The 26,372-nt window shown below is 71.5% G+C and carries 23 protein-coding genes; 14 read left to right on the forward strand and 9 right to left on the reverse strand.

The window, feature by feature from the left end; all coding sequences use genetic code 11:
* Positions 1-296 precede the first annotated feature (296 nt).
* Positions 297-1,331, reverse strand: a complete 1,035-nt coding sequence (locus tag B072_RS0133030; RefSeq protein WP_018534255.1) for a hypothetical protein — start codon at positions 1,329-1,331, stop codon at positions 297-299.
* A 315-nt stretch (positions 1,332-1,646) separates the two neighbouring features.
* Here B072_RS0133030 and B072_RS0133035 point away from each other — a divergent pair, with 315 nt between their 5' ends.
* Positions 1,647-2,624, forward strand: a complete 978-nt coding sequence (locus tag B072_RS0133035) for an AraC family transcriptional regulator (protein WP_018534256.1) — start codon at positions 1,647-1,649, stop codon at positions 2,622-2,624.
* Positions 2,625-2,916: 292 nt separating this feature from the next.
* On the opposite strand, the gene B072_RS0133040 is transcribed toward B072_RS0133035, so the two are convergent.
* The 3 genes from B072_RS0133040 to B072_RS0133050 all read right to left on the reverse strand — a co-directional run bounded on the left by B072_RS0133040 (position 2,917) and on the right by B072_RS0133050 (position 4,405).
* A complete protein-coding gene (locus B072_RS0133040) occupies positions 2,917-3,462 on the reverse strand; it encodes a type 1 glutamine amidotransferase domain-containing protein (protein WP_018534257.1) in 546 nt (181 codons plus the stop codon).
* Positions 3,463-3,528: 66 nt separating this feature from the next.
* Positions 3,529-3,957, reverse strand: coding sequence for a CBS domain-containing protein (locus tag B072_RS0133045; protein ID WP_026246551.1), 429 nt, complete (start codon positions 3,955-3,957; stop codon positions 3,529-3,531).
* 67 nt (positions 3,958-4,024) lie between these two features.
* Entirely contained in the window at positions 4,025-4,405 is a 381-nt protein-coding gene (locus B072_RS0133050; protein WP_018534259.1) for a DUF2795 domain-containing protein, read from the reverse strand.
* 392 nt (positions 4,406-4,797) lie between these two features.
* Here B072_RS0133050 and B072_RS0133055 point away from each other — a divergent pair, with 392 nt between their 5' ends.
* Positions 4,798-5,616, forward strand: a complete 819-nt coding sequence (locus tag B072_RS0133055; protein ID WP_018534260.1) for an RNA polymerase sigma factor SigF — start codon at positions 4,798-4,800, stop codon at positions 5,614-5,616.
* Here B072_RS0133055 and B072_RS0133060 read toward each other — a convergent pair whose 3' ends face one another.
* The gene (locus B072_RS0133060) at positions 5,617-6,765 is read right to left on the reverse strand and encodes a PAS domain-containing protein (RefSeq protein ID WP_018534261.1); all 1,149 of its coding nucleotides are present in this window, start codon (positions 6,763-6,765) and stop codon (positions 5,617-5,619) included.
* 75 nt (positions 6,766-6,840) lie between these two features.
* Here B072_RS0133060 and B072_RS0133065 point away from each other — a divergent pair, with 75 nt between their 5' ends.
* The 3 genes from B072_RS0133065 (at position 6,841) to B072_RS0133075 (ending at position 10,186) form a co-directional block, all read left to right on the forward strand.
* Positions 6,841-7,608, forward strand: a complete 768-nt coding sequence (locus B072_RS0133065) for an ANTAR domain-containing response regulator (protein WP_018534262.1) — start codon at positions 6,841-6,843, stop codon at positions 7,606-7,608.
* 218 nt (positions 7,609-7,826) lie between these two features.
* On the forward strand, positions 7,827-9,131 hold the full coding sequence (locus tag B072_RS0133070) for an aminotransferase class I/II-fold pyridoxal phosphate-dependent enzyme (protein WP_018534263.1): 1,305 nt from the start codon (positions 7,827-7,829) through the stop codon (positions 9,129-9,131).
* Entirely contained in the window at positions 9,128-10,186 is a 1,059-nt protein-coding gene (locus tag B072_RS0133075; protein WP_018534264.1) for an MBL fold metallo-hydrolase, read from the forward strand. Before B072_RS0133070 ends, B072_RS0133075 begins: the two co-directional genes overlap by 4 nt.
* Here the strand turns inward: B072_RS0133075 and B072_RS0133080 are convergent.
* Both B072_RS0133080 and B072_RS0133085 read right to left on the reverse strand, forming a co-directional pair.
* Entirely contained in the window at positions 10,166-10,792 is a 627-nt protein-coding gene (locus B072_RS0133080) for a DedA family protein (protein ID WP_018534265.1), read from the reverse strand. The two genes, B072_RS0133075 and B072_RS0133080, sit on opposite strands and share 21 nt — an antisense overlap.
* On the reverse strand, positions 10,792-11,568 hold the full coding sequence (locus B072_RS0133085; protein ID WP_018534266.1) for an MBL fold metallo-hydrolase: 777 nt from the start codon (positions 11,566-11,568) through the stop codon (positions 10,792-10,794). The genes B072_RS0133080 and B072_RS0133085 overlap by 1 nt, the downstream gene beginning before the upstream one ends.
* A gap of 91 nt (positions 11,569-11,659) precedes the next feature.
* On the opposite strand from B072_RS0133085, the gene B072_RS0133090 reads away from it, so the two are divergent.
* From B072_RS0133090 to B072_RS0133100, 3 genes are all read left to right on the forward strand, one after another.
* Positions 11,660-12,079, forward strand: a complete 420-nt coding sequence (locus B072_RS0133090) for a hypothetical protein (RefSeq protein WP_018534267.1) — start codon at positions 11,660-11,662, stop codon at positions 12,077-12,079.
* Positions 12,080-12,353: 274 nt separating this feature from the next.
* Complete coding sequence (locus B072_RS44695; RefSeq protein ID WP_234018988.1) at positions 12,354-14,402, forward strand: alkaline phosphatase family protein; 2,049 nt, start codon at positions 12,354-12,356, stop codon at positions 14,400-14,402.
* Between the two features lie 90 nt (positions 14,403-14,492).
* Positions 14,493-15,875 (forward strand): amino acid permease, encoded by a 1,383-nt coding sequence (locus B072_RS0133100; protein WP_018534269.1) that lies wholly within the window; start codon positions 14,493-14,495, stop codon positions 15,873-15,875.
* A 172-nt stretch (positions 15,876-16,047) separates the two neighbouring features.
* Here B072_RS0133100 and B072_RS0133105 read toward each other — a convergent pair whose 3' ends face one another.
* On the reverse strand, positions 16,048-17,685 hold the full coding sequence (locus tag B072_RS0133105) for a DUF6345 domain-containing protein (RefSeq protein WP_018534270.1): 1,638 nt from the start codon (positions 17,683-17,685) through the stop codon (positions 16,048-16,050).
* A 290-nt stretch (positions 17,686-17,975) separates the two neighbouring features.
* Here B072_RS0133105 and B072_RS0133110 point away from each other — a divergent pair, with 290 nt between their 5' ends.
* From B072_RS0133110 to dnaK, 6 genes are all read left to right on the forward strand, one after another.
* The gene (locus tag B072_RS0133110; RefSeq protein WP_018534271.1) at positions 17,976-18,401 is read left to right on the forward strand and encodes an OsmC family protein; all 426 of its coding nucleotides are present in this window, start codon (positions 17,976-17,978) and stop codon (positions 18,399-18,401) included.
* A 290-nt stretch (positions 18,402-18,691) separates the two neighbouring features.
* Positions 18,692-19,711 (forward strand): ABC transporter permease subunit, encoded by a 1,020-nt coding sequence (locus B072_RS0133115; RefSeq protein ID WP_086020434.1) that lies wholly within the window; start codon positions 18,692-18,694, stop codon positions 19,709-19,711.
* Positions 19,708-20,634 (forward strand): ABC transporter permease subunit, encoded by a 927-nt coding sequence (locus tag B072_RS0133120; RefSeq protein ID WP_018534273.1) that lies wholly within the window; start codon positions 19,708-19,710, stop codon positions 20,632-20,634. The genes B072_RS0133115 and B072_RS0133120 overlap by 4 nt, the downstream gene beginning before the upstream one ends.
* Before the next feature lie 54 nt (positions 20,635-20,688).
* Positions 20,689-22,341, forward strand: coding sequence for a hypothetical protein (locus tag B072_RS0133125; RefSeq protein ID WP_018534274.1), 1,653 nt, complete (start codon positions 20,689-20,691; stop codon positions 22,339-22,341).
* On the forward strand, positions 22,338-23,525 hold the full coding sequence (locus B072_RS0133130) for a Gfo/Idh/MocA family protein (protein WP_018534275.1): 1,188 nt from the start codon (positions 22,338-22,340) through the stop codon (positions 23,523-23,525). The genes B072_RS0133125 and B072_RS0133130 overlap by 4 nt, the downstream gene beginning before the upstream one ends.
* Before the next feature lie 102 nt (positions 23,526-23,627).
* Positions 23,628-25,493: a molecular chaperone DnaK gene (gene dnaK / locus B072_RS0133135; RefSeq protein WP_018534276.1), complete on the forward strand. Its 1,866-nt coding sequence runs from the start codon at positions 23,628-23,630 to the stop codon at positions 25,491-25,493.
* Positions 25,494-25,498: 5 nt separating this feature from the next.
* On the opposite strand, the gene B072_RS0133140 is transcribed toward dnaK, so the two are convergent.
* A complete protein-coding gene (locus B072_RS0133140; protein ID WP_026246553.1) occupies positions 25,499-26,359 on the reverse strand; it encodes a helix-turn-helix domain-containing protein in 861 nt (286 codons plus the stop codon).
* Positions 26,360-26,372: the final 13 nt, after the last annotated feature.

Consider the following 26,372-nt stretch of genomic DNA (forward strand, 5'->3'; position numbering starts at 1 on the left):
CTGCGCGAGCAACCACGACGAGCCGCGACTCGGCAACGTATCCGTCCGGCGACGGAGGGCTGCCGAGGGGCGCGGGGAGCTGCGCGAGCAACCACAACGAACCCGCACCCGCCGACACACAACCGCACCGGTAACGGCGAGGTGGCGCCAGGGGGCGCGGGGAACCTCACGCCCAGCCACGACGAGCCGCCACCCGCCGACACAACCGCACCCGGCAACGGCGGCCTGCCGAGAGGCGCGGGCCGCGACGGGCAGCCCGCCCAGTCGCGACGAACCGCACCCCGCCGGAGGCCCCCTCACTCACCCCACCGCAACAACGCCCCCAACCCCCCGACCGGCCCACCCCCCGACTCCACGCCGGCCACCGACACCGCCCCGGCCCCACCGGCGACAGCGCACCGCATCAACGCGTCGTCGGCCCGCGCGGCCGCCGCCCGTGGCCCGACGAGATCCTCCCGCCGCACCCCGACCTGGTCCGGCTCCGCCCCGACCCACACCTGCCGCCCCGCATCGTCCCCGTCGGCCCGGATCAGCAGCTCGGAGATCCGGTGCCCGCGCGCCGCGTGGACCACCGCGGGCACCCCCTCCGCGGCCACCCCGTCACACCCCCGCCCCTCGTCGAACAGCTCCACCTCGTGCGCCGCGCGCAGCCCCACGTACTCGGCCCTGGCGGCCGCGACCTCGGCGTCCCGCAGCCGGCTCCCGGCGCCGTGCCGCGTCCGCAGCGCCCGCTCCCGCACCGCGCCGGGCAGCCGGTCCCGTACGGCCTCGCACGCACGCTCGCCGCCGACCAGAACCACCACATCGGCCCGCGTCTCCGCCCGGCAGCGCGTGAGCGCCTCCGCGATCTCGGCGGCGTCCGCCTCCTCGGTGTCCTGAACCCGGAGCTCGACGTGCCGCTCCGGCCATCCCGTCATCCCGCCCGCCGAGCGCAGTTCGAGCTCGACTCCCCGAGGGTCCACGTACGCGACCAGACAGAGCGGATCCGCGCCGGCCAGATCGAGCAGGGGAGTGGTGTGCGGCAGCGCCGCCCAGCACGCCGACGTACCGGGCGGCGCCGTGCTCAGCGCCGGATCGAGCACGACCTCGCCGCGCGTGGCGAAGAAGGCCCGGCCGACCGGTTCCCCCGTGTGGCGCAGTTCGTCCACGGCCAACCGCACCGCGTGGCACGTCGCCTCGTCGGCCCCGGCCGCGGCGAGCGCGCGCTGCACCCCGAGCGCCTCCTGCGTGCGCTCCTCGTCGGTGGACTCGCGGTGCCGGGCCGCGTCGACGTACACGGAGGCCCAGGGGCCGGGCCGGTCGAACAGCGGGGAGAGGAACGCGAGGTCCATGTCTGCCTTCCGAGTTTCGTGGGCGCGGCGGGGAGCGGAATGCCGCGTTCGGTGCGGATACCCGGCGCACACGCGGACAGGCACCCCGTGACGCGCACGAGTGAAAGACGAGCGGCGGGGCATCGGATGCCGAGTGACTGCGGTACCGGCGGGAACGCGCGATATCACAGGTACGCCCGCGTCCGGGCGTACGTCGCGGGTGCCGTCGCCACGCATCGGCGGCCGTCGTACGCTGCTAGGTCGTCGGAAACACAGCGGAATCCCCTGTGTACGGCCGATCATGACGGACCATCACGATGATCACGAGGAGAAGCGGTGACGAGGACGTCCTTCCGGACGGATGACGTCGACCGGGCCATGGAAGCGATCAAGGACGCTTTCTACACCAACCGGTTGGACGTGCTGGCACGCCCCGAACGGTTCGGCGCCTCGTTCGAGGTGCTCGAACTCGGCGGGATCACGGTCGGCGATCTGACGTGCGGGGCCGATGTCCGGGTGCGTTGCGGCGAGTTGGGCTCCTACCACGTGAACATCCCCGTCGGCGATTCCTTCTCCTGGCACCAGTCGAGCCGGCCCGAGATGATCACCGCGCCCGGCACGGCCGCGCTCTTCCAGCCGGTCGGCACCACGGTCGTGGACCGTTGGGCGGGTCACGGCAGGATCGTCGCCCTGAAGATCGAACGGCCCCTTCTGGAGCGGCGCATCGAGGAGTTGACCGGCCGGGCCCCGCGCGGACCCGTCGTCCTCGACTCCGCGCTCGATCTGACGCGTGGACGCGGCAAGGCGTGGGCCGGACTCGTCGGGACCCTCGTCGAGGATCTGGGCAGGGAGGCCCGCCTGCTCGAACATCCGCTGGTGGCAGCACCGTTGAGAGACGCGGTGCTGAACGGTCTGCTCCTGTCGGCCGGTCACACCTATCGCGATCAAGTGGAGCACCCCGTAGGAGAGTTGCGCCCCACCCCGGTCAAGCGGGCGATGGACGCCATGCGTGAGCGCCCCGAACACCCCTTCACCACCGCCGAACTGGCCGCGCAGGCCCGGGTCGGCGTCCGCTGGCTCCAGGAGGCGTTCGCCCGTTACGTGGGCATGCCCCCGATGGCGTACCTGCGCTCGGTCCGTCTGGAGCGGGCGCACGCCGATCTGCTGGTCGCGGACTCGCACGTCACGACCGTCAGCGACATCGCGTACCGCTGGGGCTTCGGGCATCTGGGCCGGTTCGCGGAGCAGTACCGGACCAAGTACGGCCAGGTGCCGTCCCGCACGTTGCGGGAAGGAGTCGGCGGCTCCCCGTGACAACGGGACGGGACGGCCGGGCCGCACGAGGAGAACCGCACGACGAGCCGGTTCGACGACTCAGCAGGACGAGGCGCTCGACGCGCTGACCGGACAGCGCTCGCGCTCAGCGGATCGTTCCGCCGCCCACGGACGATCTACCGTCGGTATGTCGCGGGGAACTGGTCCTCGGTCTTGGGTACTTGCCGTCTCCGGGATCGTGACCGCTATGGGTCTCCAAGACGTTCCGGCCCGGCTCTACCCCGCCGGGCCGGCGCCTGCTTCGGCTCCCGGCCCTGCCGACCCGGTCGGCTCAGACCCCGCTGACCTGTTCGAGCAGGGCCGCGTCGAAGGCCTTCAGGTCATCCGGCCTGCGGCTGGTGACCAGCACGTTCGGTCCGCCCGTGCAGACCTTCACCTGCTGGTCCACCCAGGTGCCCCCGGCGTTCCGGATGTCGGTGGCCAGACTCGGCCACGACGTCAGAGTGCGGCCGCGTACCACATCCGCCTCCACCAGCGTCCACGCCGCATGGCAGATCGCCGCGACCGGCAGGCCGCGGGTGAAGAAGTCCCGGACGAACGCCACGGCGTCGGGATCCGTGCGCAGGTGGTCGGGGTTGGCGACGCCGCCCGGCAGGACCAGCGCGTCGAAGCCCTCGGCTCCGGTCGCCGCGAGCTCCGCGACGGTCTTCTCCACCGGGAACGTGTCCGCCTTGTCCAGGTGGTGGAACGCCTGCACCTCGCCCGGCCGCGTCGACACGAGCACGGGCTCACCGCCCGCGTCCCGCACGGCCTGCCAGGGATCGGTCAGCTCCACCTGTTCGACGCCCTCGGGTGCCACCAGGAACGCGATGCGCATCAGTTGCTCAACTCCCTTGCACGACTTGCGTATGTTGATCGTCACGAGTCCGAACCCGGACCGGGTTCAGTCCCGCCAGGTGTCCGGCACCGCCCCGCTGATGTCGGCGAGCGTCGAGGCCGGGTCCTGGGCGAGCGCCAGGTCGCCCAGGCTCACCATGCCCACCGCCCGGCCGTCCTCGACGACCGGCAGCCGACGCACCGCGTGCTCGCGCATCAGCGTCACCGCGGCGGACACCTCGTCGTCCGGGCCGACCGCCACCGGGTGTGGCGTGCACACGGCCTCGGCGCTCACGGTCAGCGGATCCGCGCCGTCGGCCACCGCGCGCAGCGTGATGTCCCGGTCCGTGAGTACGCCGACAAGGCCCACCTCGTCCGCGACCAGGACATCACCGATGTCCTGGGCCCGCATCAGCTGGGCGGCCTCGACGAGCGAGGCGTCGGGACGTACCGCCACCACACCTGGTGTCATGACTTCCCTCACCAAATCGGCCATGACTGTCGGCCTTTCTGCTCCCTCGGTTCCTCCATGGCCCCGGCCGCAGTACCCGAGGGAGGGGCTTTCATGCCCGGTCGCCGGTGAGCGCCCCGGCCAGTTCCGACGCCGTACGGAACGTCGACTCCGGCGGCAGCGCGGCCACCCGGTCGACGAGCCCGTCGGGCGCGGACCGTTCGCGCAGCACCGCGGCGAGTGCGGCGGGTCCCGCGGGGAACGCGGTGCGGCCGAGCAGCCTTCCCACCTCGAGGCGGACCGCTTCGAGCCGGCCCGGGCCACTGCCGGGCAGCACCGGGCCGCCCGCCACCTCCGGATCGTCGTCCGCCACCGGCTCCGGGTCGTGCCACTCCGCGGTGCGCGTGGGATGGCCGGAGCGCAGCAGTCCCTGCAGTTCGTGCTTCATCTCGTCGTCGCGGTGTGCGCTGTGCCGGTCGCTGCCTCGCTGCATCTGTCGTCCCTCCAGTCACTCGGTGGTGGCCGACCGCGTACCCGACCGGTCCTGGCTGACACGTACGGGTTTGCCCGGCGTTTCCGGGGAGACCCGTGAGGCGCCCGGAGGATGTGGACGCGCTCGGGCCCACCGCGCCCGTCCACCGAAGATCCCTCCGAAAGCCCTACGGGTGCCGCGGTGTTTGGCCCGGCATGGCAGGGGCAGGCGAAAGTCAGTGCTTCGGACAGAAGGCACGTCCGTGGGAGGGACAGGTACGCACGGCGTATCCGTCCACGGGAACAGCGCACCGCTGCCCCGGCCCCGGGTGTGTCCGACTCCGCCCAGAGGCGTGACTCCCACGGTGACCCCGAACCAAGCACCATGACGCACCATCAGGGAGTTGCGAGCCCATGCGCACGCGAACCGACACGCCCTTGAACCCGGTGAAGTCCGGAAAGCGCCACCCGCACGACGACGCCCCCGACACCGCCGAGGCCTTCACCAAGCTCTGCGATCTGCCCGACGGGCCCGAGCGCGACGAACTGCGCCGTGAGGTCGTCGAGGCCTGGCTGCCCATGTCCGACCGGCTCGCGGGCCGTTTCCGCAACCGTGGCGAATCCCTCGACGACCTGCGTCAGGTCGCGGCCCTCGGCCTGGTCAAGGCCGTCGACCGGTACGACCCGGAGCGCGGCAACGCCTTCGAGAGTTACGCCGTGCCGACCGTCACGGGTGAGATCAAGCGCCACTTCCGTGACCACATGTGGACCCTGCACGTGCCGCGCCGCGTCCAGGACCTGCGCAACCGCGTCCGGTTCGCCCGGCACGAGCTCGCCCAGACCATCTCGGGGCGCGCCCCGACCCTCACCGAGATCGCCGAGCACGCGGGCATGACCGAGGACGAGGCGCGTACCGGCCTGGAGGCACTGGAGAGCTTCACCGCGCTCTCCCTCGACGCGGAGCTGCCGGGCAGTGACGACGGCTACTCGCTGTCCGACGCGATCGGCTCCGCCGACCCCGCGCTCGACATCGTCGTCGACCGCGAGGCCGTCAAGCCGCGGATCGCCGCGCTCCCCGAGCGGGAGCGGCAGATCCTGTACATGCGGTTCTTCGGGGACATGACGCAGAGCCGGATCGCCGAGCAGCTGGGCATCTCGCAGATGCACGTGTCGCGGCTGATCAGCCGCTGCTGCGACCGGCTGCGGGACCAGGTGCTCACCGACGCGGCCTAGCTAGCGGCATCGCTGCATCGCCAGCGCGATGTGGCGGGACATCACGTCCAACGCCTGGGCCTCCGCCATGGAGAACGCCAGGCGGCCCGCGGACCGGAACAGGGTGAGGATGCCCTGGACCGGTTCGCCGGGGGACGGGACGAGGGGCACGCACAGCAGCGACGTGACGTCGGCGCGGACCAGGACCTGCGCGCCGGACGCGTCCAGCCCCAGTGACGTGCTGTCCTCGGGGCGCACCAGGAGCGTGGGACCACCGCCCCGCGTCGCCTCGACGATCAGCGGAGCGGTGGCCGGGTCCTGCGCCGCGATGTCCCGTACGGCGTCGTCGTCGGCGCCGAGCACGCAGGTACGGCTGAGACGGGCGGCGCCCGCGTCCGCCACCACCCAGTCGGAGAACCGGCCGTGCAGGACGTGTGCGGCACGCCGCAGCGGCTCGGCCGGATCGTCGGCGGGCGCGCCGAGCAGCTCCCGCGTCATCAGGTCCATCAGATCCATCAGGGCCTGGTGCCGGCTGGTCTCCGTGAGGTCGGGAACCCGCGCCGCGCGCCGGGACTGCCCCCGCTCGGCGCCCGCGTCCGCGTCGACCGGGTCGTCGGGCTGGAGCACCACGAGGACGCTGGTGCGCGGTTCGTTGCCCGGGCGCAGTCCCGTCAGCGTCGCGCGGACCGGATGCCGCGCGTCCTGCTGCAGATGCACGGTGAGGCCGCGGTCCCCCTCGCCCCGGGCCACCGCGGCGACCTGCGAACGGAACGCGGCCCGGTCCGCGTGGGCCAGCAGCCCGGTCAGCGGACGCCCCGTCGCGTATCCGGCGCGCACCCCCGTGAAGTGCGTCGCGGCGAAGTTCAGGCGCCGGACCACCGACTCCCGGTCCACCAGGGCCACCGGCAGCGGAATCCGCTGGAAGACGGCGCGCAGCAGCTGCTGCTCCTGCCGGTCGGCCGCCGCGCCGCGGCCCCCCGATCCGGCCGGCTCGGTGCTGAGTTGCTCGTACCACGGCCACAACTTCCGCACCGCGTGGTCGAGTTCGAACAGGGCCGCGTCCAGCACGGCCGGGAGCTCATCGGTGGGCACGGAACGAGCCGCCTTCAACTCAGTCACCCGGCGCACGAAGTCCGCCAGTTCCTCACCGAACTCTTCCATCTGCGCCATGCCGAGAACGTATCCCGTCCGGCCGTTTCCCGGGACACCGTGGGGGAAGCCGAAGCGGTGAGGAGGCGTCATCCCATGCGCAAGTCCGAGCAGACCGACATCGTCAGGGATACCCAGGACGCCGACGGGACCTACCCCGCCGAGCCGGCCCAGGCCGCCCCCGAAGCGCCGGAGCCGGGGCTGCCGGCCCGTCGTCTGTCCGAGCTCGTGGAGGAGGCGGTGCGCTGCACCGCGGACTGCTGCGGCGCGGTGGCGACGGTGAGCGACGGCACCGACGAGCGGCCCTCCGCCGCCACCCATCCCGATCTGACCGCCCTGGTCTCGCTCCAACTGCGGTCGGGCGAGGGGCCCATCCCCGTCGCGGAGGAGTGCGGCAGCCCGGTCGACGCGACCGACCTGCTGCGGGACCGGCGCTGGCCGGAGTACCGCGCGCTCGCGCTCGACGCCGGGGTGCGCTCCAGCGTGACCATCCCCTTCCGCAGCGCCGACCTCACCGTCACGCTCAGCCTGTACGGCTTCCGCCCCGGCACCCTCGCGGACGCCCCGCACGGCCCGGTCCGCGCCCTCGGCGACCTCGCGGCGACCTGTCTGGTGCGGGACCGCTCCTATCAGGCCGCGCTCACCGAGCTCGACCAGCTGGGCGCTGCGCTGCGCACCCGGCCCGTCGTCGACCAGGCGTGCGGCATCGTCATGCATGTGCTGGGCTGCGACGCGGACGCCGCGTTCACCGTGCTGCGCCGCATCTCGCAGGCCAGCAACCGGAAACTGGCCGACGTGGCGTCCGCCGTCGTCGACAAGCGGGGCCGGGGTCTGGAGCGGGAGTTCGCCGCGCTGAAACGGTGACGTGTTGTGGGGGTGGCCCCTGAAACATGCGCTGCGCGCAGCTTCCCCTGAAGCGAGCGGGGCGCCGGGAACTGCGCGACCAGCCCCCATCGGAGCCGCACCCGACCACGCACCCCCGACCGGCAACGGCGCAGCACGGCGCGCGCAAAGGTGGCCCCGGATGTGAGTCTGGTTGCAGCGAAACCACCACGCTGCGACGGACACGGCACGGAGGCACCATGCGGCACCCGGACTCCACGGTTCCCGAGCGGAGCGAAGGGCGGGGCCCCGTGCGCTACGGGCCACCGCTGCCCGAGCCCGGTCTGCCGGTGCTGCCCGAGCTCGCCGCGGTCGTCGCCTCGACCGCGGGCCGCAGCCACCCCGAACCACCGGGCGGCCCGCCCGCCCTCCTCGAGGCCGCCCGCGGCCACTGGCAGCGCCGGGGCCTCGCTCCCGAGCGCGCCCAGGTCACCGCGGCGCCCGGCGGCGCCCCGCTGCTGCTCGCTCTGACGGCCGCGCTCGGCGGCGACGTCCTCGTGCCGCGTCCCTGCCCGGCCTGGTGGGGACCGCAGGCCCGGCTGCTCGGCCGTGACGTGTTCTCCGTGCCGACGCCCGCCGAGTGCGGCGGCGTCCCCGACCCGTACGCCCTCCTGGAGACCGTCCGCCGGGTCAGAGCCGAGGGCGGCGACCCCCGGCTGCTCGTCGTCTCCGTGGCCGACGACCCGACGGCGACCGTGCCGCCGCCCGAGGTGCTGCACGAGGCCGTGGAGGCCGCCGCGGGGGAGGGCCTGCACGTCGTCAGCGACGAGACCTGGCGCGACACCGTGCACCCGGGTGCCGGCGGGACCGTCCTGTTCAGCCCGGCCGAGATGTTCCCGGCCCTGGTCACCGTCCTCACCGACCTGACCGGCGCCTACCTGCCGCCGTCGCTGCCCGCGGCCTGCGCCCGCTTCCCGCCGACCGCCGAGGGCGACCGGCTCGCCGCCCGGGTCCTCGACGTCCTCACCGCGACCGGCGCCGGTCTCTCCGCGCCGGTCGCGGCAGCGGCGACGTACGTCCTGGACGAGGGCGAGGAGGTCACCGCCCGCCGCAGCGCCGCCGTCGCCCTGCACGGTCGGGTCGCCGCGGCCCTGCACCGCATCGTGCTCGCGGCCGGCGGCGTGGCCAGGCCACCGGCCGCGGGCCGCCATCTCTACGTCGACCTGGAGCGGCTGCGCCCACGCCTGTCGGCCCGCGGGGTCACCGACGCCCAGGATCTGGAGGACTTCCTCGGCGACCGGCTCGGCATGCCCGCGCCCGGCGGCCACCGCTTCGGCGACGACCTGGGCGCGCTGCGCGTCCGGCTCTGCACGGGGCCGCTGATCGGCTCAACCCCGGACGAACGCAGGGCGTCTCTCACCTCACCGGAGCCCCTGGAATTGCCGCATGTGGCAAGGGTGTTGAGCATGGTGGAGTCGGTGTTCGGCGATCTGTGCGAACTCGGTGACCGCGCGGGCCCGGAAGGCACGGGTGCGGCCGGCGAAGGATGGGAGTCCGAGCGATGACGCAGGCGTCCGGAGCGACGACCGACGACAGCGGTGTGCGGCGGGCTGATGCCACCGCGTCCACGAGACCCCTCGTCGAGCCACGGCCGCTCGGCGGGGGAGGCACCGGATTCGTGCCGCGCCGCTGGCCCAAGTCCTTCGCCGACCGCCTCACCGCACCGCTGCCGGGCCTGCGGGCCTTCGCCCGGTTCGCCCGCGAGGGCAAGGTGCGCCCCTCGGCCGAGGGCCTGGCCGACATCCCGAACCTGCCGTTCGCACCCGGCCCGCTCCCGGACGTCGACACCCGCACCGTCGCCGTCACCTGGGCGGGCCACGCCAGCTGGGTGGTGCGCATAGGCGGCCTCACCGTCCTCACCGACCCGGTGTGGTCCAGGAAGATCCTCGGCACCCCGGCCAGGATCACGCCCGTCGGTGTCGCCTGGAGCTCCCTGCCGGCCGTCGACGCGGTCGTCATCAGCCACAACCACTACGACCACCTGGACTGGCCCACCCTCAAGAGGCTCCCGCGCGAGACGCCCGTCCTCGTGCCCGCGGGCCTCGGCCGCTGGTTCACCCGGCGCCGCTTCACGCACGTCACCGAGCTGGACTGGTGGGAGGCGGCGGAACTGCGCGGGGTCCGCTTCGACTTCGTACCGGCCCACCACTGGTCCAAGCGCAGCCTCACCGACACCTGCCGCACCCTGTGGGGCGGCTGGGTCCTCACCGACCGCGACGGGCAGCGCCTCTACTTCGCGGGCGACACCGGCTACGGCCACTGGTTCGCCGAGATCGGCATGCGCTACCCGGGCATCGACCTGGCCCTGCTGCCCATCGGCGCGTACGACCCGCGCTGGTGGCTGGAGGACGTGCACTGCTCGCCGGAGGACGCGGTGCAGGCGGCACGGGACGTGGGCGCCCGGTTCATGGCGCCGATGCACTGGGCCACGTTCCTGCTCTCGGCCGAGCCGGTCCTGGAACCGCTCACCCGCCTGCGCACCGCCTGGGAGAAGGCGGGCCTGCCGCGCACGGCGCTGTGGGACCTGCCGGTCGGCGGCTCACGCGTGCTGACTGCCTGACAGCCGCCGCAGCTTCCGCCACACCGACGGGATGACGCTGAGCAGCAGGGTCAGCGCGATCGCGGCGACCACGCCCTCCCACGGCTCGTCGAACAGCGAGCCGCCGAGGATCCCGATCACCTGGTATGTCGCCGCCCAGGCGAGGCAGGCCGGGATGTCGCCGCGCGCGAACTGCCGCAGCGGCATCTTGGCCATCAGGCACGCCAGCATCACCGGGATCCGCCCGGCGGGCACCAGGCGCGACAGCACGAGCACCATCACCCCGTGGTCGGCGAGCTTGTCCTGCGCCTGCGCGAGCCGCTCCTCGGGGGCGCGGCTGCGGATGGCCTCCAGCCACTTCGACCCGTTCTTCGAGCGCATGCCGCGCTGCCCGAGCCAGTACAGCGCCAGGTCCCCGAGGAACGCGGCGATCGCGCCCACCGCGAACACGAGCAGCAGTGAGAACGGCAGCGTCTGGTGGAAGGCCACCACCGCGGCGGAGCTGACCAGCGCGCCCGTCGGCACCACCGGCACGAGCGCGCCGATGAAGACGAGCAGGAACAGGGTGGGATAGCCGACGGCCTGCTGCGTCGACTCGGGTGTCACGACCGTCGTCGCGGCGAGCATCACCGGCCCGCCACCTTCGGCCGCACGCTCTCGCCGTGTTCGAGCCGGTGCACCGCCACGCCGGGCGCGTGCAGCGCCGCCTGCCGTACGAACTCGTCGCCCGGCGTGTGGAACTCGTGCGGCCGCACCGCGTCCATGCCGATCGGCCAGTACGTCCCGTAGTGCACGGGCACCGCGGCGCGCGGCGCGATCCGGGCCAGCGCCACGGCGGCCCGCGCCGGATCGAGATGGTGCGCCCCGAGATTGGGGCCCCAGCCGCCCACCGGGAGCAGCGCCACGTCCACGTCGCCCACGGCGTCGGCCATCCCCTCGAACAGTCCGGTGTCGCCCGCGAAGTACGTCCGGGCCTCGCCGTCGACGACATAACCGAGCGCCGGCGAGCGCTGCGGTCCGACGGGCAGCCGGCGCCCGTCGTGGTCGGCGCGCACGGCTCTTATGACGACGTTCCCTACCTCCACCCGGGAGCCGGCCTCGACCTCGATGATCTTCAGCGTGCGCAGCCGCCGCAGCCCCGGCACGGAGCGGGCCGCGGCCTTCGGTACGAGCACGCGGGTGCCCGGCGCGAGCCGGGCGAGGGACGGAAGGTGCAGGTGGTCGGCGTGCAGATGCGAGACGAGCACGACATCGGCGAGCGCGGCGCTCGGCGGCGGAGGAGCGCCGCGGCGGCGCCGCAGATGCGCGAGGCGCCGGGCGAAGAGCGGATCCGTGAGCACACGCGTGCCCGAATCCTGGACCGTGCAGGTGGCATGACCCCACCAGGTGATCTCCACCGGCACGCGCTGTCTCCTTCGGCTCCTTCTTACGACTCCCCCGAGCCTACGTGCAGGAGTAGGGTCGACGCCGAAAGCTGGAGGTGAGGGGGACACCATGGGCGGAGCGCGGGCGGGTGCCGTGCGGGTCACGGCCATCGCAGGGCTGACCCCGCTGGAGCAGCTGGACGCCGACCCCTTCCTGGTGGACTCGCGCAGCCAGTACGCGATGTGCGCCCGCTGGGCCGCGGACCGTGGTTACGTCGTCACCCGCCAGCTTCTCGTGCACGACCTGCGCCCCGACCACGAGGTGCTGTGGGCGGACGTCGACGCGGGGCTCGTCGACCTGTTCGTCGCGCCCAGCGACCGGGTCCTCAGGGTCGCGCTCCGTTCGGTGGACGCGTTCTCGGCGGAGTGCGTACGTCGGGGAGTGCGGCTGGAGCGGGCGGGACTCGCGGAGCCCCGCTACGACGCGGACATGAAGGCTCGCGTGCATCGCCGGTTGTCGATGCCCACGGCGGGATACGACGGGTGTTAGGTGAAATCTGAGGTGCGCCCCGTCGGGCGTGCCGTCACGGGGCTCCGACCCGGACCCCGCTCCTCAATCGCCGGAAGGGTTTGAGGGTCCGGAGCCGCTTGATTGGCCGGAGCCGCTTGAGTATCCCGTGCAAAAGGTATGAAACCCTTGCCCGAAGCCAGACCTAGACAGCTCAGGGCGAGGGGAGCCGAAAGTGGCCGGAGGCCGGTGGTGGCGGCGGGCGGCGAGCCAGGCGTGGCGGTCGCTGACCGTCTGGGCGGCGAGCACGCTGACGATGATGATCCTCGCCGGGCTCCTGCCGGACTTCCAGCTCCAGTCCGACGACGGCGACAGCCTGACCCGCGTGGCGCTCACCGCGGCACTGGCGGCCGGCGCGTTCGCGGTGCTCTCGGCCCTGGTGTGGCCGGTCCTCGTGCGCGCCCTGCTCCTCGTGCCCGCGCTCGTCCTCGGCCTCGTCGTCTTCTTCCTCAACGGCGCGCTGCTCTTCTTCGCCCTGAAACTGGTCCCCGAGAACCGGGGCGAGGTCGGCCCCGAGACCGCCGTGGTCGTCGCCGCCGTCATGTCCGCCGTCGCCTCCGCCACCGGCGGTGCCCTCGCGGTCCGCGACGACGACGCGTACCGGCGCCGCCTGTACCGGCTCGCCGCCCGCAGGCGGCGCAAGAGCGACGAGGCCGACGCCTGCCCGCCGACCCCCGGCACCGTCTTCCTCCAGCTCGACGGCGTCGGCCACGAGGTGCTGCGCCGCGTGGCCCGCGACGACCTGATGCCCACCGTCAACACCTGGCTGCGCGACGGCAGCCACCGCCTCGTCCCGTGGCGCACCGACTGGTCGAGCCAGACGGGGGCGAGCCAGCTCGGCATCCTGCACGGCTCCAACCACGACGTGCCCGCCTTCCGCTGGTACGAGAAGGAAACCGGCGAGACCCAGGTCTCCAACCGCCCGACCAGCGCCGCCGAACTGCAGCGCCGCGCCATCGAGCGCACCGGCGACGGCGGACTGCTCACCGTCGACGGCGCCAGCCGCGGCAACCTCTTCAGCGGCGGCGCCGAACAGGTCGCCCTGGTGCTGTCCGTGGCCGCCCGGCGCGGCAAGGAGAACCGGTCCCGGGCCGGATACTTCGCCTACTTCTGCGACCCCGCGAACGCCGTGCGCACCGCCCTCTCCTTCTGCGCCGAGGTGGGCCGGGAGATCGGCCAGTCCAGCCACGCCCGGATCCGCAAGCACCGCCCGCGCGTCTCCCGCGGCGGGCTCTACCCGTTCATCCGCGCGTTCGCGACCGTCGTCGAGCGGGACGTCGTCGTCGCGGCCGTCATCGGCGACATGCTCGCCGGGCGCAGCGCGGTCTACGCCGACCTCGTCGCGTACGACGAGGTGGCCCATCACTCGGGCCCGTTCAGCCGGGACGCCGAGCAGGTCCTCGCCCGCCTCGACCGGTCGCTCGCGCTGATCGCGAAGGTCGCCGAGCACGCCCCGCGCCCGTACCGCATCGTCGTCCTGTCCGACCACGGACAGAGCCCCGGGGAAACCTTCCGCTCCCGCTACGGGCTCACCCTGCAGGACCTGGTCCGGGCCGGCTGCGGGCTGCCCGTGCCGCGCCGGGCGCGCCGCACCCGCTCCGGCGCCGAGGCCCGTTCCGCGGTGCGCGCCGCCCTGCACCGGCCCGTGGAGGAGGGCGCGGGCGGCGGCCGGCGCAGCGAGCCCGTCGTGCTCGCCTCCGGCAACCTCGGCCTCGTCTCCTTCCCCGACGTCCCGCACCGGATGAGCAAGGAGGAGATCGACGCCCGCCACCCGGCCCTGCTCGCGACCCTCGCCAACCATCCCGGCATCGGCTTCCTCCTCGTACGCAGCGAGGAACACGGCGCGGTGGTCCTCGGCGCCCAGGGCACCGAGGTGCCGGTGGCCGAACTGGCCGACGGACACGGCCCCCTCGCCGACTTCGGGCCCGGTGCCGCCGATGCCGTGCGCCGCACCGACTCCTTCCCGCACACCGCCGACCTCATGGTCAACTCCATGTACGACCCGCTCGACGGCGAGGTCCTCGCGTTCGAGGAGCAGATCGGCTCGCACGGCGGGCTCGGCGGCGCGCAGGGCCGCCCCTTCCTGCTCTCGCCGCTCGCGCTCTCCGAACCGGTCGAGGGCGGCGGTGACCTCGTCGGAGCCGAACAGGTCCACCACGTACTGCGCCGCTGGCTGCGCGAGGGGCACGGCCCGCAGGTTCCGCTGGCGGCGCCTCCCGGACCCCTGGAGAATTCGCTACGTCAAGACCCGGGTGCTGCATCATTTGCGGCCACGCCCCACGAGCCGCAGGACAAACCTGCCTGATTTGGATCAGGGTGTCCGCTCACCGGACGATGTGGCGTCGCCCGGCGATCCCGTGGCGGCGTCAGCACGACCGAGAGGCACACCCCCCACATGCACGACACCGGAACCGACCCCCAGCCGGCTCCGGCCGACAGCCCCGCGCGGCACGGCGACGGCAAGCACGCCCGGCGCTTCGGGCTGCCGATCGCCACCTGCCTGGTCATGGGCAACATCATCGGCGGCGGCATCTTCCTCCTTCCGGCGTCCGTCGCCCCGTACGGCACGATCGCGCTCGTCGCGTTCGGCGTCCTGACGGTCGGCGCGATCGCGCTCGCGCTCGTCTTCGGACGGCTCGCGAACCGGCATCCGCAGACCGGCGGCCCGTACGTCTACGCCCGTGAGGCGTTCGGCGACTTCGCCGGGTTCCTCGCGGCCTGGTCGTACTGGATCACCACGTGGGTGAGCAACGCGGCGCTCGCCGTCGCGGCGGTCGGCTACCTCGACGTGCTCCTCCCGATCCACGGCTCCACCTTCTGGACCATCGTCGCCGCGCTCACCTGCCAGTGGCTGCCCGCGCTGGCGAACCTGGCCGGTACGCGGTACGTGGGCGCCGTCCAACTCGTCTCGACCGTGCTGAAGTTCGCGCCGCTGCTGCTGGTCGCCGTCGGCGGGCTCTTCTTCTTCCAGAGCGACAACCTCGGGCCGTTCCGGGCGAGCGGCGACTCGGCCATGGGCGCGATCTCGGCGTCCGCCGCGATCCTGCTCTTCAGCTACCTGGGCGTCGAGTCGGCGTCCGTGAGCGCCGGGGAGGTCCGCGACCCGGAGCGGAACGTGGGGCGTGCCACCGTCCTCGGCACGGGGCTCGCCGCGCTGCTCTACCTGCTGTGCACCGTGGCCGTGTTCGGCACCGTCGCGCACGACGACCTGGTGAACTCCACGGCCCCGTTCTCCGACGCCGTCAACGCCATGTTCGGCGGCACCTGGGGCGGCACCGCCGTCGCCGTCGCCGCGCTCGTGTCGATGGTCGGCGCGCTCAACGGCTGGACGCTGCTCAGCGCCCAGACGCCGTACGCCGCCGCGAAGGACGGCCTCTTCCCGAAGGCGTTCGAGCGGAAGCGGCGCGGGGTGCCGACGTTCGGCGTGCTCGTCGCCGTGTCGCTGGCCTCGCTGCTGACGATCTACAACTACACGGCCGGTTCCGCCGCGGTCTTCAACACCCTGGTCCTCGTCACGACGTTCACCGCGACCGTGCCGTACCTCCTGGCCACCGCCGCGCAGATCTACTTCCTGCTGTCGGGGCAGGGGGAGCGGGTGCGGGGGTCCCGTCTGGTCCGGGACATGGTGCTGGCCCTCGCCGCGTTCGGCTTCTCGATGTGGCTGGTCGGCGGCGCGGGGTATGCGGCCGTGTACCAGGGTGTGCTGTTCCTCTTCGTGGGGGTGCTCGTGTACGCGTGGATGGCGGCCCGGAAGCAGCGGGCCGACGCTTCGGCGTAGTGGTTCGGCTGCGGGCCGGTGGGGGCTGATCGCGCAGTTCCCCGCGCCCCTAAGAAGCGAGCTTCGCTCGCTCAGGGAAGGCTGCGCGCAGCGCATGCCTCAGGGGCGCGGGGAACTGCGCGAGAAGCCCCACCGGGCCGCAGCCGCCGAAACCGGAGCAGCCCCGCAGACGTCACCGCGCGACCGGCGCCACAACCCACCTCAGCTTCTTGAACATGGAGTCGCGCGAACCCAGTTCGATCAGCTTCCGCGCCGCGGGATACGCCTCGTTGCCCTCGATCTCGTAACCGACCTGGAAGGTCCCCGGCACGTCCCTGATCTCCAGCCGCGCCTCGATGTCGGCCGCCGAACGCTCACTGTCCGCCGCCATCGCCGTCAGATGCGCGATCCGCCGCTGCTGCGCCTCGTCCAGCGCCTGGCGCGGGTCACGGGACCCCGGCGAGGAGAGCGCCTGCGTGCCCTTGCCCGACGGGGGCGCGACCGCCGAACTCGGGACGCGGGTGTCGCCGGTGGGCCGCCGCGTCGAGAGCGTCGCCTGGACGACGGTGCCGTCGTTGTCGAGGACCACGCGGAACTCGCCGCGCCCCGGAGTGATCACCGGTACGCCGTCGAAGGCCTGCCGGAACGTGACGTGCGTCTGCAGCGACACCGGCTCACCGATCTGTGAGCCGTCCTTCGTGCCGGAGTTCTGCATCAGGTCGTGGACGCCGTCGACGACCAGCTCGGCACCGTCCGTGCTTTCGGGGTGCTGCTGCATGAACTGCCGGGCCAGTTCCACGGCTCGCTCGGTCGCCAGCGGCTGCGTGTTGCGGTGGTTGGCCTCGGCCAGCTTCACCCAGCGCACCGCCTGCGGCGCCGTCGAGATGAACCGGTCGCCGGAGCTCGCGCCGATCACGCCCTGCCGCTCGACCTGCACCTCTTGCAGGGCGGCCTGCGGGAAGTGGGCGAGCCGGCCGAGCGTCGCCAGCTCGTGGCTGGGGTCGCGCGGCGCGAGCTGCACGATCCGCGGGTTCGGCGGCGCCTGGGTGAGCGCCTCGCGCAGGCTTTCGCGCGCGTTGTACCAGCGCCAGGCGTACCAGGAGTCGGCGACGTGCTCGCGGTAGAAGTTCCGCTCGGAGTTGAGCCGGTTGACGGCGTCGGCCTGCGTGGGGCCCGTGGCCGCGACGGACGGGGCCTGGCCGTGGTAGATGTCCCAGCTCGCGTTGAGCCAGGCGTCGCAGTACGTCTGCCCGGCCCGCCACTTCTCCCAGAACTTCTTGCCGTAGTCGCCGCTGTCGATGCTCGTCGTCTCGAAGCCGAAGATCATCCGAGAGCCGAGGTTGGGACCCGCCCAGGTGCGGACGGGGGAGTGTCCGTCGAGGACGCGCAGGGAGCTGCACGTCGACCAGAACACGTAGTTGGCCCGCTCGTTGCCGAAGGCCATGCGGTTGGACACGGCGTCCGAGCGGTTGTCCCACTTGGCGCCGAGCGGCGCGAAGAACACCCCGTTGCCGTCCATGCCGCCGTGGCCCGAGTGGTAGACGGCGACGACGGCGTCCATGCCGTACCGGTCCTGCCAGTTGTCGTACGTCTCCTCGTACGCCCACACCTGGGCGCCGCTGTCCGCGAACCAGAAGTTGCGGTCGTAGAACTGCTGCAGATAGGCGAGCCAGCCCGTCGCGTCCTCGTGCGTGTGCGAGAGCGGGTTCTGGTCCACGAACCTCTGGATGCTGAACGCACCCCACCAGCCGAAGGTCGAATCCCGGTCGGCCGCGCCCGGCTTGCCGGAGTCCAGTGGTGACGGACCGCGGTCCGCGTAGATCATGCGCATGGTCAAACCCCCTGCGGATCCCCGTGCGGACCCCCCTGGTCGGGAGGCCTCAAAGTGTCACCGCGGTGCCGTCTTGCCCAGCGCGCATTCCGGCCATGGTGACCGTGCCACGGGCGGAGTCCGGGGCCCCTCCCGCCTCTGCGACGCCGCCGCCGGCAATCGCGGGGACCGTGGAACTTCCGGCCGGGACCGGAGCGTTGTCGGCGCGTGCGCGCGGACCAGATGTGATCGGATGGTGGCCACAGCCGACCGGGAGCCGAGTCGGGCTCCGGAAACCGAAAGGAACCATCGTGGCAACCACGCGCTCCGCGCACACCGTGTGGGAAGGCAACCTCGCCGAGGGCAGCGGCACCGTCACCTTCGACTCGTCCGGCATCGGCGAGCAGGCGGTGTCCTGGCCGTCCCGCGCCGAGCAGGCGAACGGCAAGACCAGCCCGGAGGAGCTGATCGCGGCCGCGCACTCGTCCTGCTTCTCCATGGCCCTGTCGCACGGCCTGTCCGGCGCGGGCACCCCGCCCACCAAGCTGATCACCTCGGCCGACGTGACGTTCCAGCCGGGCGAGGGCATCACCGGCATCCACCTCACCGTCGAGGGCACCGTCCCGGGCCTGGACGAGCAGGGCTTCCAGGCCGCGGCCGAGGACGCCAAGAAGAACTGCCCGGTGAGCCAGGCGCTCGCGGGTACGTCGATCACGCTGACGGCCAAGCTGGGTTGAGCACCTGACGCGCCCTCGGGCGTGCGTGACCGCGCCCCGGACCCGGGATGGGTTCCGGGGCGCAGTCATGTGCGGGAGCGGGGTTCACCTCTGGGTTCACCTCCGGGTCACCTCTGGGGTTCACCTCTGGGTTCACCTCTGGGGTTCATCACGATGTGGTGATCGAAGCTGCAAGATTCACGCCTACTTCAAGCACCTATTGTCACGATCGGCCTGCGTGGTGCAAGATTCAGCCAGCTTCGGGGACCGGCGCAGCCGCCCCTTCAGCTCCACCCACCCCGCCACCCTCGATGCCGGAGGTGTATGTGACGTCCCCTGCGTCCACATCGCCCGCCCAGGTCGTGTCCCGGCCCGCCGATCCACCGGATTCACGGCAGGACCACGACACCAAGGCCACGACGCGCAAGGCACCGCTGCGTCAACGGCTGCGGCGCGACCGGATGTTGCTGCTCCTGTGCGTGCCGGGCATCGTCTACTTCGCGGTCTTCTTCTATCTGCCGCTGGCCGGCAACATCACGGCCTTCCAGGACTACCAGCCGTACCTGGGCTTCATGCACAGCCTCTGGGTCGGCGTGGACAACTTCAGCGCCCTGGTCCAGGAACCGGAGTTCTGGACCGCGGTGTGGAACACCCTCCAGATCAGCGCCGTCCAGCTGCTGCTCTACTTCCCCGCGCCGATCCTGCTCGCGCTCTTCCTGAACTCGCTGATCAGCACCAAGACACGGCGCCTCATGCAGACCGTCGTCTACCTGCCGCACTTCCTGTCATGGGTCGTCGTGGTCAGCTTCTTCCAGCAGATGTTCGGCGGCGTCGGCACCATCAGCAGCGTGCTGAACGACCACGGGGTGCACGTCGGCAACATCATGAACAACCCCGACACGTTCATGCTGCTCCTGACCTCGGAGTCCATCTGGAAGGACGCGGGCTGGGGAGCGATCATCTTCCTCGCCGCGATGGCCTCCATCGACACCGGGCTCTACGAGTCGGCGGCCATGGACGGCGCCGGATGGCTGCGCCGCATGTGGCACGTGACCCTGCCGGGCATCCGCCCCGTGATGGTCATGCTGCTCATCCTGCGCCTCGGCGACATCCTCTCCGTCGGCTTCGAGCAGGTCCTGCTCCAGCGGGACATGGTCGGCGCGGACGCCTCCGAAGTCCTCGACACGTACGTCTACTTCCACGGCGTCGTGGACGGCGACTGGGGCATGTCCACCGCCGCCGGCCTGATGAAGGGCGTCATCGGCTTCGTCCTGATCGTCGTCGCCAACAAGGTCGCCCACCGGCTCGGCGAGCAAGGGGTCTATCAGTGAGCACCGCATTCGCCCCGCAGTTCCTGCGCCGCCGTCGCCGTCCCGACCGGCCCGCCTGGATGGAGCCGCCCAGCCCCGCCGGGCAGGCCGTCAAGCTGGTCGTCATCGTGGCCATGATCGTGGCCGTCGGATATCCGTTCCTGCTCGCGATCGGCACCAGCCTCTCCAGCAAGGCCGAACTCGCCGCGAACGGCGGCTACGTACTCTTCCCGCAGCACCCCACCCTGGAGGCGTACCGGGTGGTCCTGGCCGGCGGCGTCGTCACCCGGGCCGCCCTGGTCAGCGTCGGCGTGACCCTCATCGGCACGGCGCTGAGCCTGCTGTGCACGGTGTGCCTGGCGTACGGCCTGTCGAGGCCCGGGACGTTCGGCGGCAAGCCGCTGCTGCTCGTGGTCGTCGGCACGTTCCTCTTCACGCCCGGTGTCATCCCCAGCTACCTGGTCGTGCAGGAACTCGGGCTCATCGACTCCTACGGCGCCATGGTCCTGCCGATCATGCTCAACGCCTTCAACGTCATCGTCGTACGGGCCTTCTTCCAGGGCATCCCCGACGAACTCCACGAAGCGGCCCGGCTCGACGGCGCGGGCGAACTCGCCATCATGTGCCGCATCGTGCTGCCGCTGTCCAAGGCGGTCATCGCGGTCGTCGGCATGTTCTACGCCGTCACGTACTGGAACAGCTTCTTCAACGCGATGCTGTACATCAACGACTCCAACAAGCTTCCCCTGCAGGTCATCCTGCGCTCGTACGTCATCCAGGGCGACACCTTCAACGCGAAGGCGCTGGGCGTGAGCGTCCTGCCCGCGACCACGGCACTGTCCATGGCGGTGCTCATCCTCGCCGTGCTGCCGATCGTCGTGGTCTACCCCTTCCTGCAGAAGTACTTCGTCAAGGGCGTGCTCACCGGAGCCGTCAAGGCCTGACGGCCCGTCAAGTCCCGTTTTCAATCACCTTGTTCACCGCTCCCTAGGAGAACCATGCCTTCCAGCAAGTTCAACCGCAGAGGGTTCCTCGGCGCCGCCGGTGCGGCCGGCCTGACCGTCGCGGGCGGCGGCCTGCTCACCGCGTGCGGTGACGGTGGAACGACGGGAGGCGGGGCGGAGGCCTCCGCCAAGCTCAAGCTGCCCACGTACGTACCGGCGAAGGTGCCCGCACCCGACCTGGCGGGCACCGCGCAGGGCCTGGACCCGGCCTATCTGCGCTACCCCAAGGACCTGGTCAAGAGCGTGGCGAAGGCGCCCGGCGACGGCAAGCCGGTCACCTGTCTGACGGAGACGTTCACGACGCCCGCCCCGGCGATGAACCGGAACGCGTACTGGCAGGAGCTGAACAAGCGCGTCGGGTCCGAGCTGAGGCTGACGATCGTCAACGGCCTCGGCGCGGACAGCGTCTACCGCGAGAAGTTCAACGCCACCATCGCGGGCGGCGACCTGCCGGACCTGATGTGGTTCCCACCGAACCAGGGCCTGAAGAACGTCCCCGACCTGCTGCGGGCGAAGTTCCACGACCTCACCCCGTACCTCTCGGGCGACGCCGTCAAGAAGTACCCCAACCTCGCCAACATCCCCGACTACGCCTGGAAGACCGCCGTCATCAACGGCCGGATCTGGGGCTACGCCGTCCCGTACGGCCGCAGCGGCCAGGTGTACGTGGCCAACGAGGACTTCTGGAAGCCGGTCGGCGGCACGGACTTCGAGAGCGCGCAGGACTTCTTCGACAAGGCGAAGGAACTCCTGGACACCAAGCGCAAGAAGTACGTACTGGAGCCGGCGTACGCCAATCACATCCAGCAGTTCGCGTACTGGCACGGAGCGCCGAACACGTGGAGCCTCGACGGCGGCAAGCTGACCTACTTCTTCGAGACCGAGGAGTACCTGGCCGCCATCGAGTTCGCGCTCAAATGCCAGCAGGCGGAGCTCTTCTGGCCGGACCCGAACCTCCCCACCACCCTGGAGAAGATGGAGGGCGGCTTCCTCGGCCTCCACGTCCAGTCCTTCCCCGGCTTCCTCAACGACAGCAACATGTACGACTGGCCGGAGAAGGTCGTCGTGCCCTTCGCCGCGGAGAAGGGAATGACCCCCTCCTGGGCCTACGGCTTCGGCTCGGTCGGCTTCACCGCCATCAACAACAACGTCCCCAAGTCCCGTATCCCCACGCTCCTCAAGGTCCTCGACTACCTGAGTGCCCCCATGGGTACCGAGGAGCGGCTCTTCCTGGACAACGGCCTCGAAGGTACGCACCACACCCGGTCCAAGGACGGTGACGTGATGCTGACGAAGAAGGGCAACGCCGAGGTCCTCACGACACGGCAGGCCATCAACTTCTTCGGCAACGCCCCCGAGACCCTGTACCTGCCGAACAAGCCCGACGTCACTCGCTCCATCCACCAGGCACAGTCGGAGCTGATGAAGATAGCCAAGGTCGACCCGACGATCGGCTACTTCTCGGACACCTTCGCGCAGAAGGGCGCGTCCGCGAAGGACGAGGTGTACACGGCCATCAAGGACATCGTCGCCGGCCGCAAGCCGCTCTCCTCCTTCAAGAAGGAAGTGCTGCCCAAGTGGCGGCGCACCGCGGGCGACGCCATGCGCCACGAGTACGAGCAGGCCATCGAGAAGGGCACCAAGTGAGCGACGACCTCCGCATCGGCGTCATCGGCCTCGGCCTGCGCAAGAACCTGGCCACCGCCGCCCACCGCCCCGGCCGGGGCTCGGTGGTGGTCGCGGTCGCCGACCTCGATCCGGCCGTACGGGCCACGGTGCCGGACGCCTACGAGGGAGCCGTGGCCGTGGAGGACTACCGCACCCTCCTCGACACCCCGGACGTCGACGCCGTCATCGTCGCCACCCCCGACGACACCCACGAGGCCATCGCCTGCGACGCGCTGCGCGCCGGCAAGCCCGTCTACGTGGAGAAGCCGCTCGGGATCTCCGTCGAGCAGTGCGACACGATCCTGCGCACCGCCCACGAGACCGGCACCCGCCTCTACGTGGGCCACAACATGCGGCACATGGGTGTCGTGCGGACCATGCGCGACATCATCGCGCGGGGTGACATCGGCGAGCCGAAGACCGTCTGGGTGCGGCACTTCGTCAGTTACGGCGGCGACTACTACTTCAAGGACTGGCACGCCGACCGGCGACGCACCACCGGTCTGCTGCTGCAGAAGGCCGCGCACGACATCGACGTCGTGCACTGGCTGGCCGGCGGCTACACCACCCGCGTCAACGCCCTCGGCGACCTGATGGTCTACGGCGACCTGCCGCGGCGGGAGCCCGACACCCCGCGCCCCGACGGCTGGCTGCGCGAGTTCGACTGGCCGCCGGCGCAGCGCAAGGACCTGCACCACGTGGTGGACGTCGAGGACGTGTCCGTGATGAACATGCGCCTGGACAACGGCGTCATCGCCGCCTACCAGCAGTGCCACTTCAGCCCCGACTACTTCCGCAACTACACCGTCATCGGCACCGAGGGCCGCCTGGAGAACTTCGGCGACCGGCCGGGCGACGAGGTACGGGTGTGGAACACCGGCCCGAGCGGCTACCGCGCCGACGCCGACGTCGTCCACCGGGTGCCGGACGCGGCCGGTTCGCACGGCGGCGCCGACGCGAGCATCATCGGCGAGTTCTGCCGCTTCGCCCGGGACGGCGGAGTCACCGACACCGACCCGGTGGCGGCCCGGATGAGCGTGGCCGCGGGGGCCCTGGCCACGCGCTCGCTGCGGGACGGCGGCACCCCGTACGACGTGCCGCCGCTCGACCCGGAACTCGTCGCCTACTTCGCGAGCGGCCAGGTCTCCCCTCGACCGGCGTAGACCCCGTCCGTCCCGATGCCCCCTTGACATAGGCCCGCTCAAGTTTTGTGCTGGAATCCAGGACAACGTGAGCGGGCCTACTCAGGGGACAGGGGGCGCGTCATGGGGCGTGCGGTCGGTGTCGACCTCGGTACGACGAACTCGGTGGTGGCCGTGCTGGAGGGCGGTGAGCCCACCGTCATCGCCAACGCGGAAGGCGCCCGCACCACGCCTTCCGTGGTCGCCTTCGCCAAGAACAAGGAAGTTCTCGTAGGAGAGGTCGCCAAACGGCAGGCCGTCACGAACATCGAGCGCACCGCGCGTTCCGTCAAACGGCATATGGGCGACGGGAGTTGGCACTTCCCGGACAGCGGTTCCGTGGACGGGCACCGGTACAGCGCCCAGGAACTGTCCGCCCGCGTCCTGCAGAAGCTGAAGCGGGACGCCGAGGCGTATCTCGGCGAGGACGTCACCGACGCCGTCGTCACCGTGCCCGCCTACTTCGACGACGCGCAGCGGCAGGCCACCAAGGAGGCCGGTGAGATCGCCGGTCTGAAGGTGCTGCGCATCATCAACGAGCCGACCGCCGCCGCCCTCGCGTACGGGCTCGACAAGGGCGACGAGCAGACGGTGCTCGTCTTCGACCTCGGCGGCGGCACCTTCGACGTCTCGCTCCTTGAGATGGGCGAGGGGGTCATCGAGGTCAAGGCCACCAACGGCGACACCCAACTCGGCGGCGACGACTGGGACCAGCGCGTCGTCGACCATCTCGTACGGCAGTTCAAGAACGCGTACGGCATCGACCTCGGCAACGACAAGATGGCGCTGCAGCGGCTGCGCGAAGGCGCCGAGAAGGCGAAGATCGAGCTGTCGTCGTCGAGCGAGACGACGGTGAACCTGCCGTACATCACGGCCTCCGCGGAGGGTCCGCTGCACCTCGACGAGAAACTGACGCGCGCTCAGTTCCAGGAACTGACGGGCGACTTGCTCGACCGGTGCAAGAAGCCGTTCCACCAGGCCGTGAAGGACGCGGGGGTGGAACTGTCCGCCGTCGATCACGTCATCCTCGTCGGCGGGTCGACCCGGATGCCCGCCGTCTCCGACCTCGTGCGGGAGCTGACCGGCAAGGACCCGCACAAGGGCGTGAACCCCGACGAGGTCGTCGCCGTCGGGGCCGCACTGCAGGCGGGGGTGATCCGCGGCGACGTGAAGGACGTACTGCTGCTCGACGTGACGCCCCTGTCCCTCGGTATCGAGACCAAGGGCGGCGTCATGACCAAACTCATCGAGCGCAACACGACCATTCCGACCCGGCGTTCGGAGACCTTCACCACCGCCACCGACAATCAGCCATCGGTCGGCATCCAGGTCTTCCAGGGCGAGCGGGACATCGCCGCGTACAACAAGAAACTCGGTGTCTTCGACCTCACCGGGCTGCCGCCGGCGCCGCGCGGCGTCCCGCAGATCGAGGTCACCTTCGACATCGACGCCAACGGGATCATGCACGTCTCGGCGAAGGACCTCGCGACCGGGCGCGAGCAGAAGATGACCGTGACCGGCGGCTCCGCGCTGCCCAAGGACGACATCGACCGGATGGTGCGCGAGGCCGAGACGCACGCCGAGGAGGACCGCAAGCGGCGGGAGGCGGCCGAGGCGCGCAACGAGGCCGAGCAGCTCGTCTACCAGACCGAGCGGTTCCTGCGGGACAACGCGGAGCGCATCCCCGAGGAGACGAAGGGTGAAGTGGAGTCCGCCGCCGCGGAGTTGAAGGTGACCCTGGCCGCAGAGCAGCCCGACACCAACGCCCTGCGCGAAGGGGTGCGGAAGCTCGCCACGGTCAGCCAGAAGATGGGGCAGGCCATGTACGCGCAGGCGGCCTCCTCCGGCGGTGCGCAGGACACCGAGGCACCGCCCGAGGACGTGGTCGACGCCGAGATCGTCGACGACGACAAGGACGGCAAAAAGGACGGCAAAGGGGGCGCCGCCTAAGAGCCCTACAGCTCGGCCCGCATCTTGCGCAGCAGCTCCAGCGTCCGCTCCGCGCTCGCCGCCTGGGCCGCCAAGTGGTCCAGGACCTCCAGGTGCACGCCGACCTCTTCGCGGGAGTCCAGGTACAGCGCGCCGGTCACGTACTCGCTGTAGACCATGTCCGGCAGCTCCCGGACGGGGAAGCGGAACAGGGTGAACGGGCCGAAGGTCGCCGGGTGCGGTCCCGAGGCGAACTCGGCTATCTGGAGCGTCACATGGGGGAGCCGGGCCGTCTCGATCAGCCGGTCCAGCTGGCCGCGGAGCACGGCCGGGTCGCCGGGCGGGCGGCGCAGCACCGTCTCGTCCATGACGGCCCACAGGTGCGGCGCGTCCTCCCGCGTGAGCAGCGACTGGCGGGCCATGCGCAGCGCGACGTGCCGCTCGATCTCCTCGGGCCTGGAGCGGCCCACCGTGCCGGCGTCGAAGACCGCGCGCGCGTAGTCCTCGGTCTGCAACAGGCCCGGCACGAAGTGCGGTTCGTAGGAGCGGATCATCTCGGCCGCGCCCTCGAGGCTCACGTACAGGCTGAACCAGTCCGGCAGCACGTCGTGGTAGCGCTGCCACCAGCCGGGCAGGTTCGCCTCTTCGGCGAGCGCGACGAAGGCCTCAATCTCCCGCTCGGGGACCTCGTACAGTTCGAGCAGCATCTGCACGTACGGGATCTTGAGCGCGACCTCGGCGGTCTCCATCCGGCGGATCGTCGCCCCGGTCACGCGCAGTGCGTGGGCCGCCTCGTCCCGCTTGAGGCCCTTGGCCTCCCGCAGATCGCGCAGCCGTCTGCCGAGGACGACCTGGCCCACGGTGGGAGCGGGCCGTCGTTCACTCACCTCTCCAGCCCCC

The sequence above is a fragment of the Streptomyces sp. HmicA12 genome, from assembly GCF_000373565.1.
GTDB lineage: Bacteria > Actinomycetota > Actinomycetes > Streptomycetales > Streptomycetaceae > Streptomyces.

What these genes read in the sequence shown, in the direction of transcription:
- B072_RS44695 (WP_234018988.1), top strand. Translation starts at nt 12,354, where the DNA reads ATGATGATCCTCGCCGGGCTCCTGCCGGACTTCCAGCTCCAGTCCGAC.
- B072_RS0133105 (WP_018534270.1), bottom strand. Translation starts at nt 17,685, where the DNA reads ATGCGCATGATCTACGCGGACCGCGGTCCGTCACCACTGGACTCCGGC.
- B072_RS0133080 (WP_018534265.1), bottom strand. Translation starts at nt 10,792, where the DNA reads ATGCTCGCCGCGACGACGGTCGTGACACCCGAGTCGACGCAGCAGGCC.
- B072_RS0133055 (WP_018534260.1), top strand. Translation starts at nt 4,798, where the DNA reads ATGCGCACGCGAACCGACACGCCCTTGAACCCGGTGAAGTCCGGAAAG.
- B072_RS0133090 (WP_018534267.1), top strand. Translation starts at nt 11,660, where the DNA reads ATGGGCGGAGCGCGGGCGGGTGCCGTGCGGGTCACGGCCATCGCAGGG.
- B072_RS0133065 (WP_018534262.1), top strand. Translation starts at nt 6,841, where the DNA reads ATGCGCAAGTCCGAGCAGACCGACATCGTCAGGGATACCCAGGACGCC.
- B072_RS0133125 (WP_018534274.1), top strand. Translation starts at nt 20,689, where the DNA reads ATGCCTTCCAGCAAGTTCAACCGCAGAGGGTTCCTCGGCGCCGCCGGT.
- B072_RS0133045 (WP_026246551.1), bottom strand. Translation starts at nt 3,957, where the DNA reads ATGGCCGATTTGGTGAGGGAAGTCATGACACCAGGTGTGGTGGCGGTA.
- B072_RS0133050 (WP_018534259.1), bottom strand. Translation starts at nt 4,405, where the DNA reads ATGCAGCGAGGCAGCGACCGGCACAGCGCACACCGCGACGACGAGATG.
- B072_RS0133040 (WP_018534257.1), bottom strand. Translation starts at nt 3,462, where the DNA reads ATGCGCATCGCGTTCCTGGTGGCACCCGAGGGCGTCGAACAGGTGGAG.
- B072_RS0133075 (WP_018534264.1), top strand. Translation starts at nt 9,128, where the DNA reads ATGACGCAGGCGTCCGGAGCGACGACCGACGACAGCGGTGTGCGGCGG.
- B072_RS0133100 (WP_018534269.1), top strand. Translation starts at nt 14,493, where the DNA reads ATGCACGACACCGGAACCGACCCCCAGCCGGCTCCGGCCGACAGCCCC.
- dnaK (WP_018534276.1), top strand. Translation starts at nt 23,628, where the DNA reads ATGGGGCGTGCGGTCGGTGTCGACCTCGGTACGACGAACTCGGTGGTG.
- B072_RS0133060 (WP_018534261.1), bottom strand. Translation starts at nt 6,765, where the DNA reads ATGGCGCAGATGGAAGAGTTCGGTGAGGAACTGGCGGACTTCGTGCGC.
- B072_RS0133070 (WP_018534263.1), top strand. Translation starts at nt 7,827, where the DNA reads ATGCGGCACCCGGACTCCACGGTTCCCGAGCGGAGCGAAGGGCGGGGC.
- B072_RS0133030 (WP_018534255.1), bottom strand. Translation starts at nt 1,331, where the DNA reads ATGGACCTCGCGTTCCTCTCCCCGCTGTTCGACCGGCCCGGCCCCTGG.
- B072_RS0133115 (WP_086020434.1), top strand. Translation starts at nt 18,692, where the DNA reads ATGCCGGAGGTGTATGTGACGTCCCCTGCGTCCACATCGCCCGCCCAG.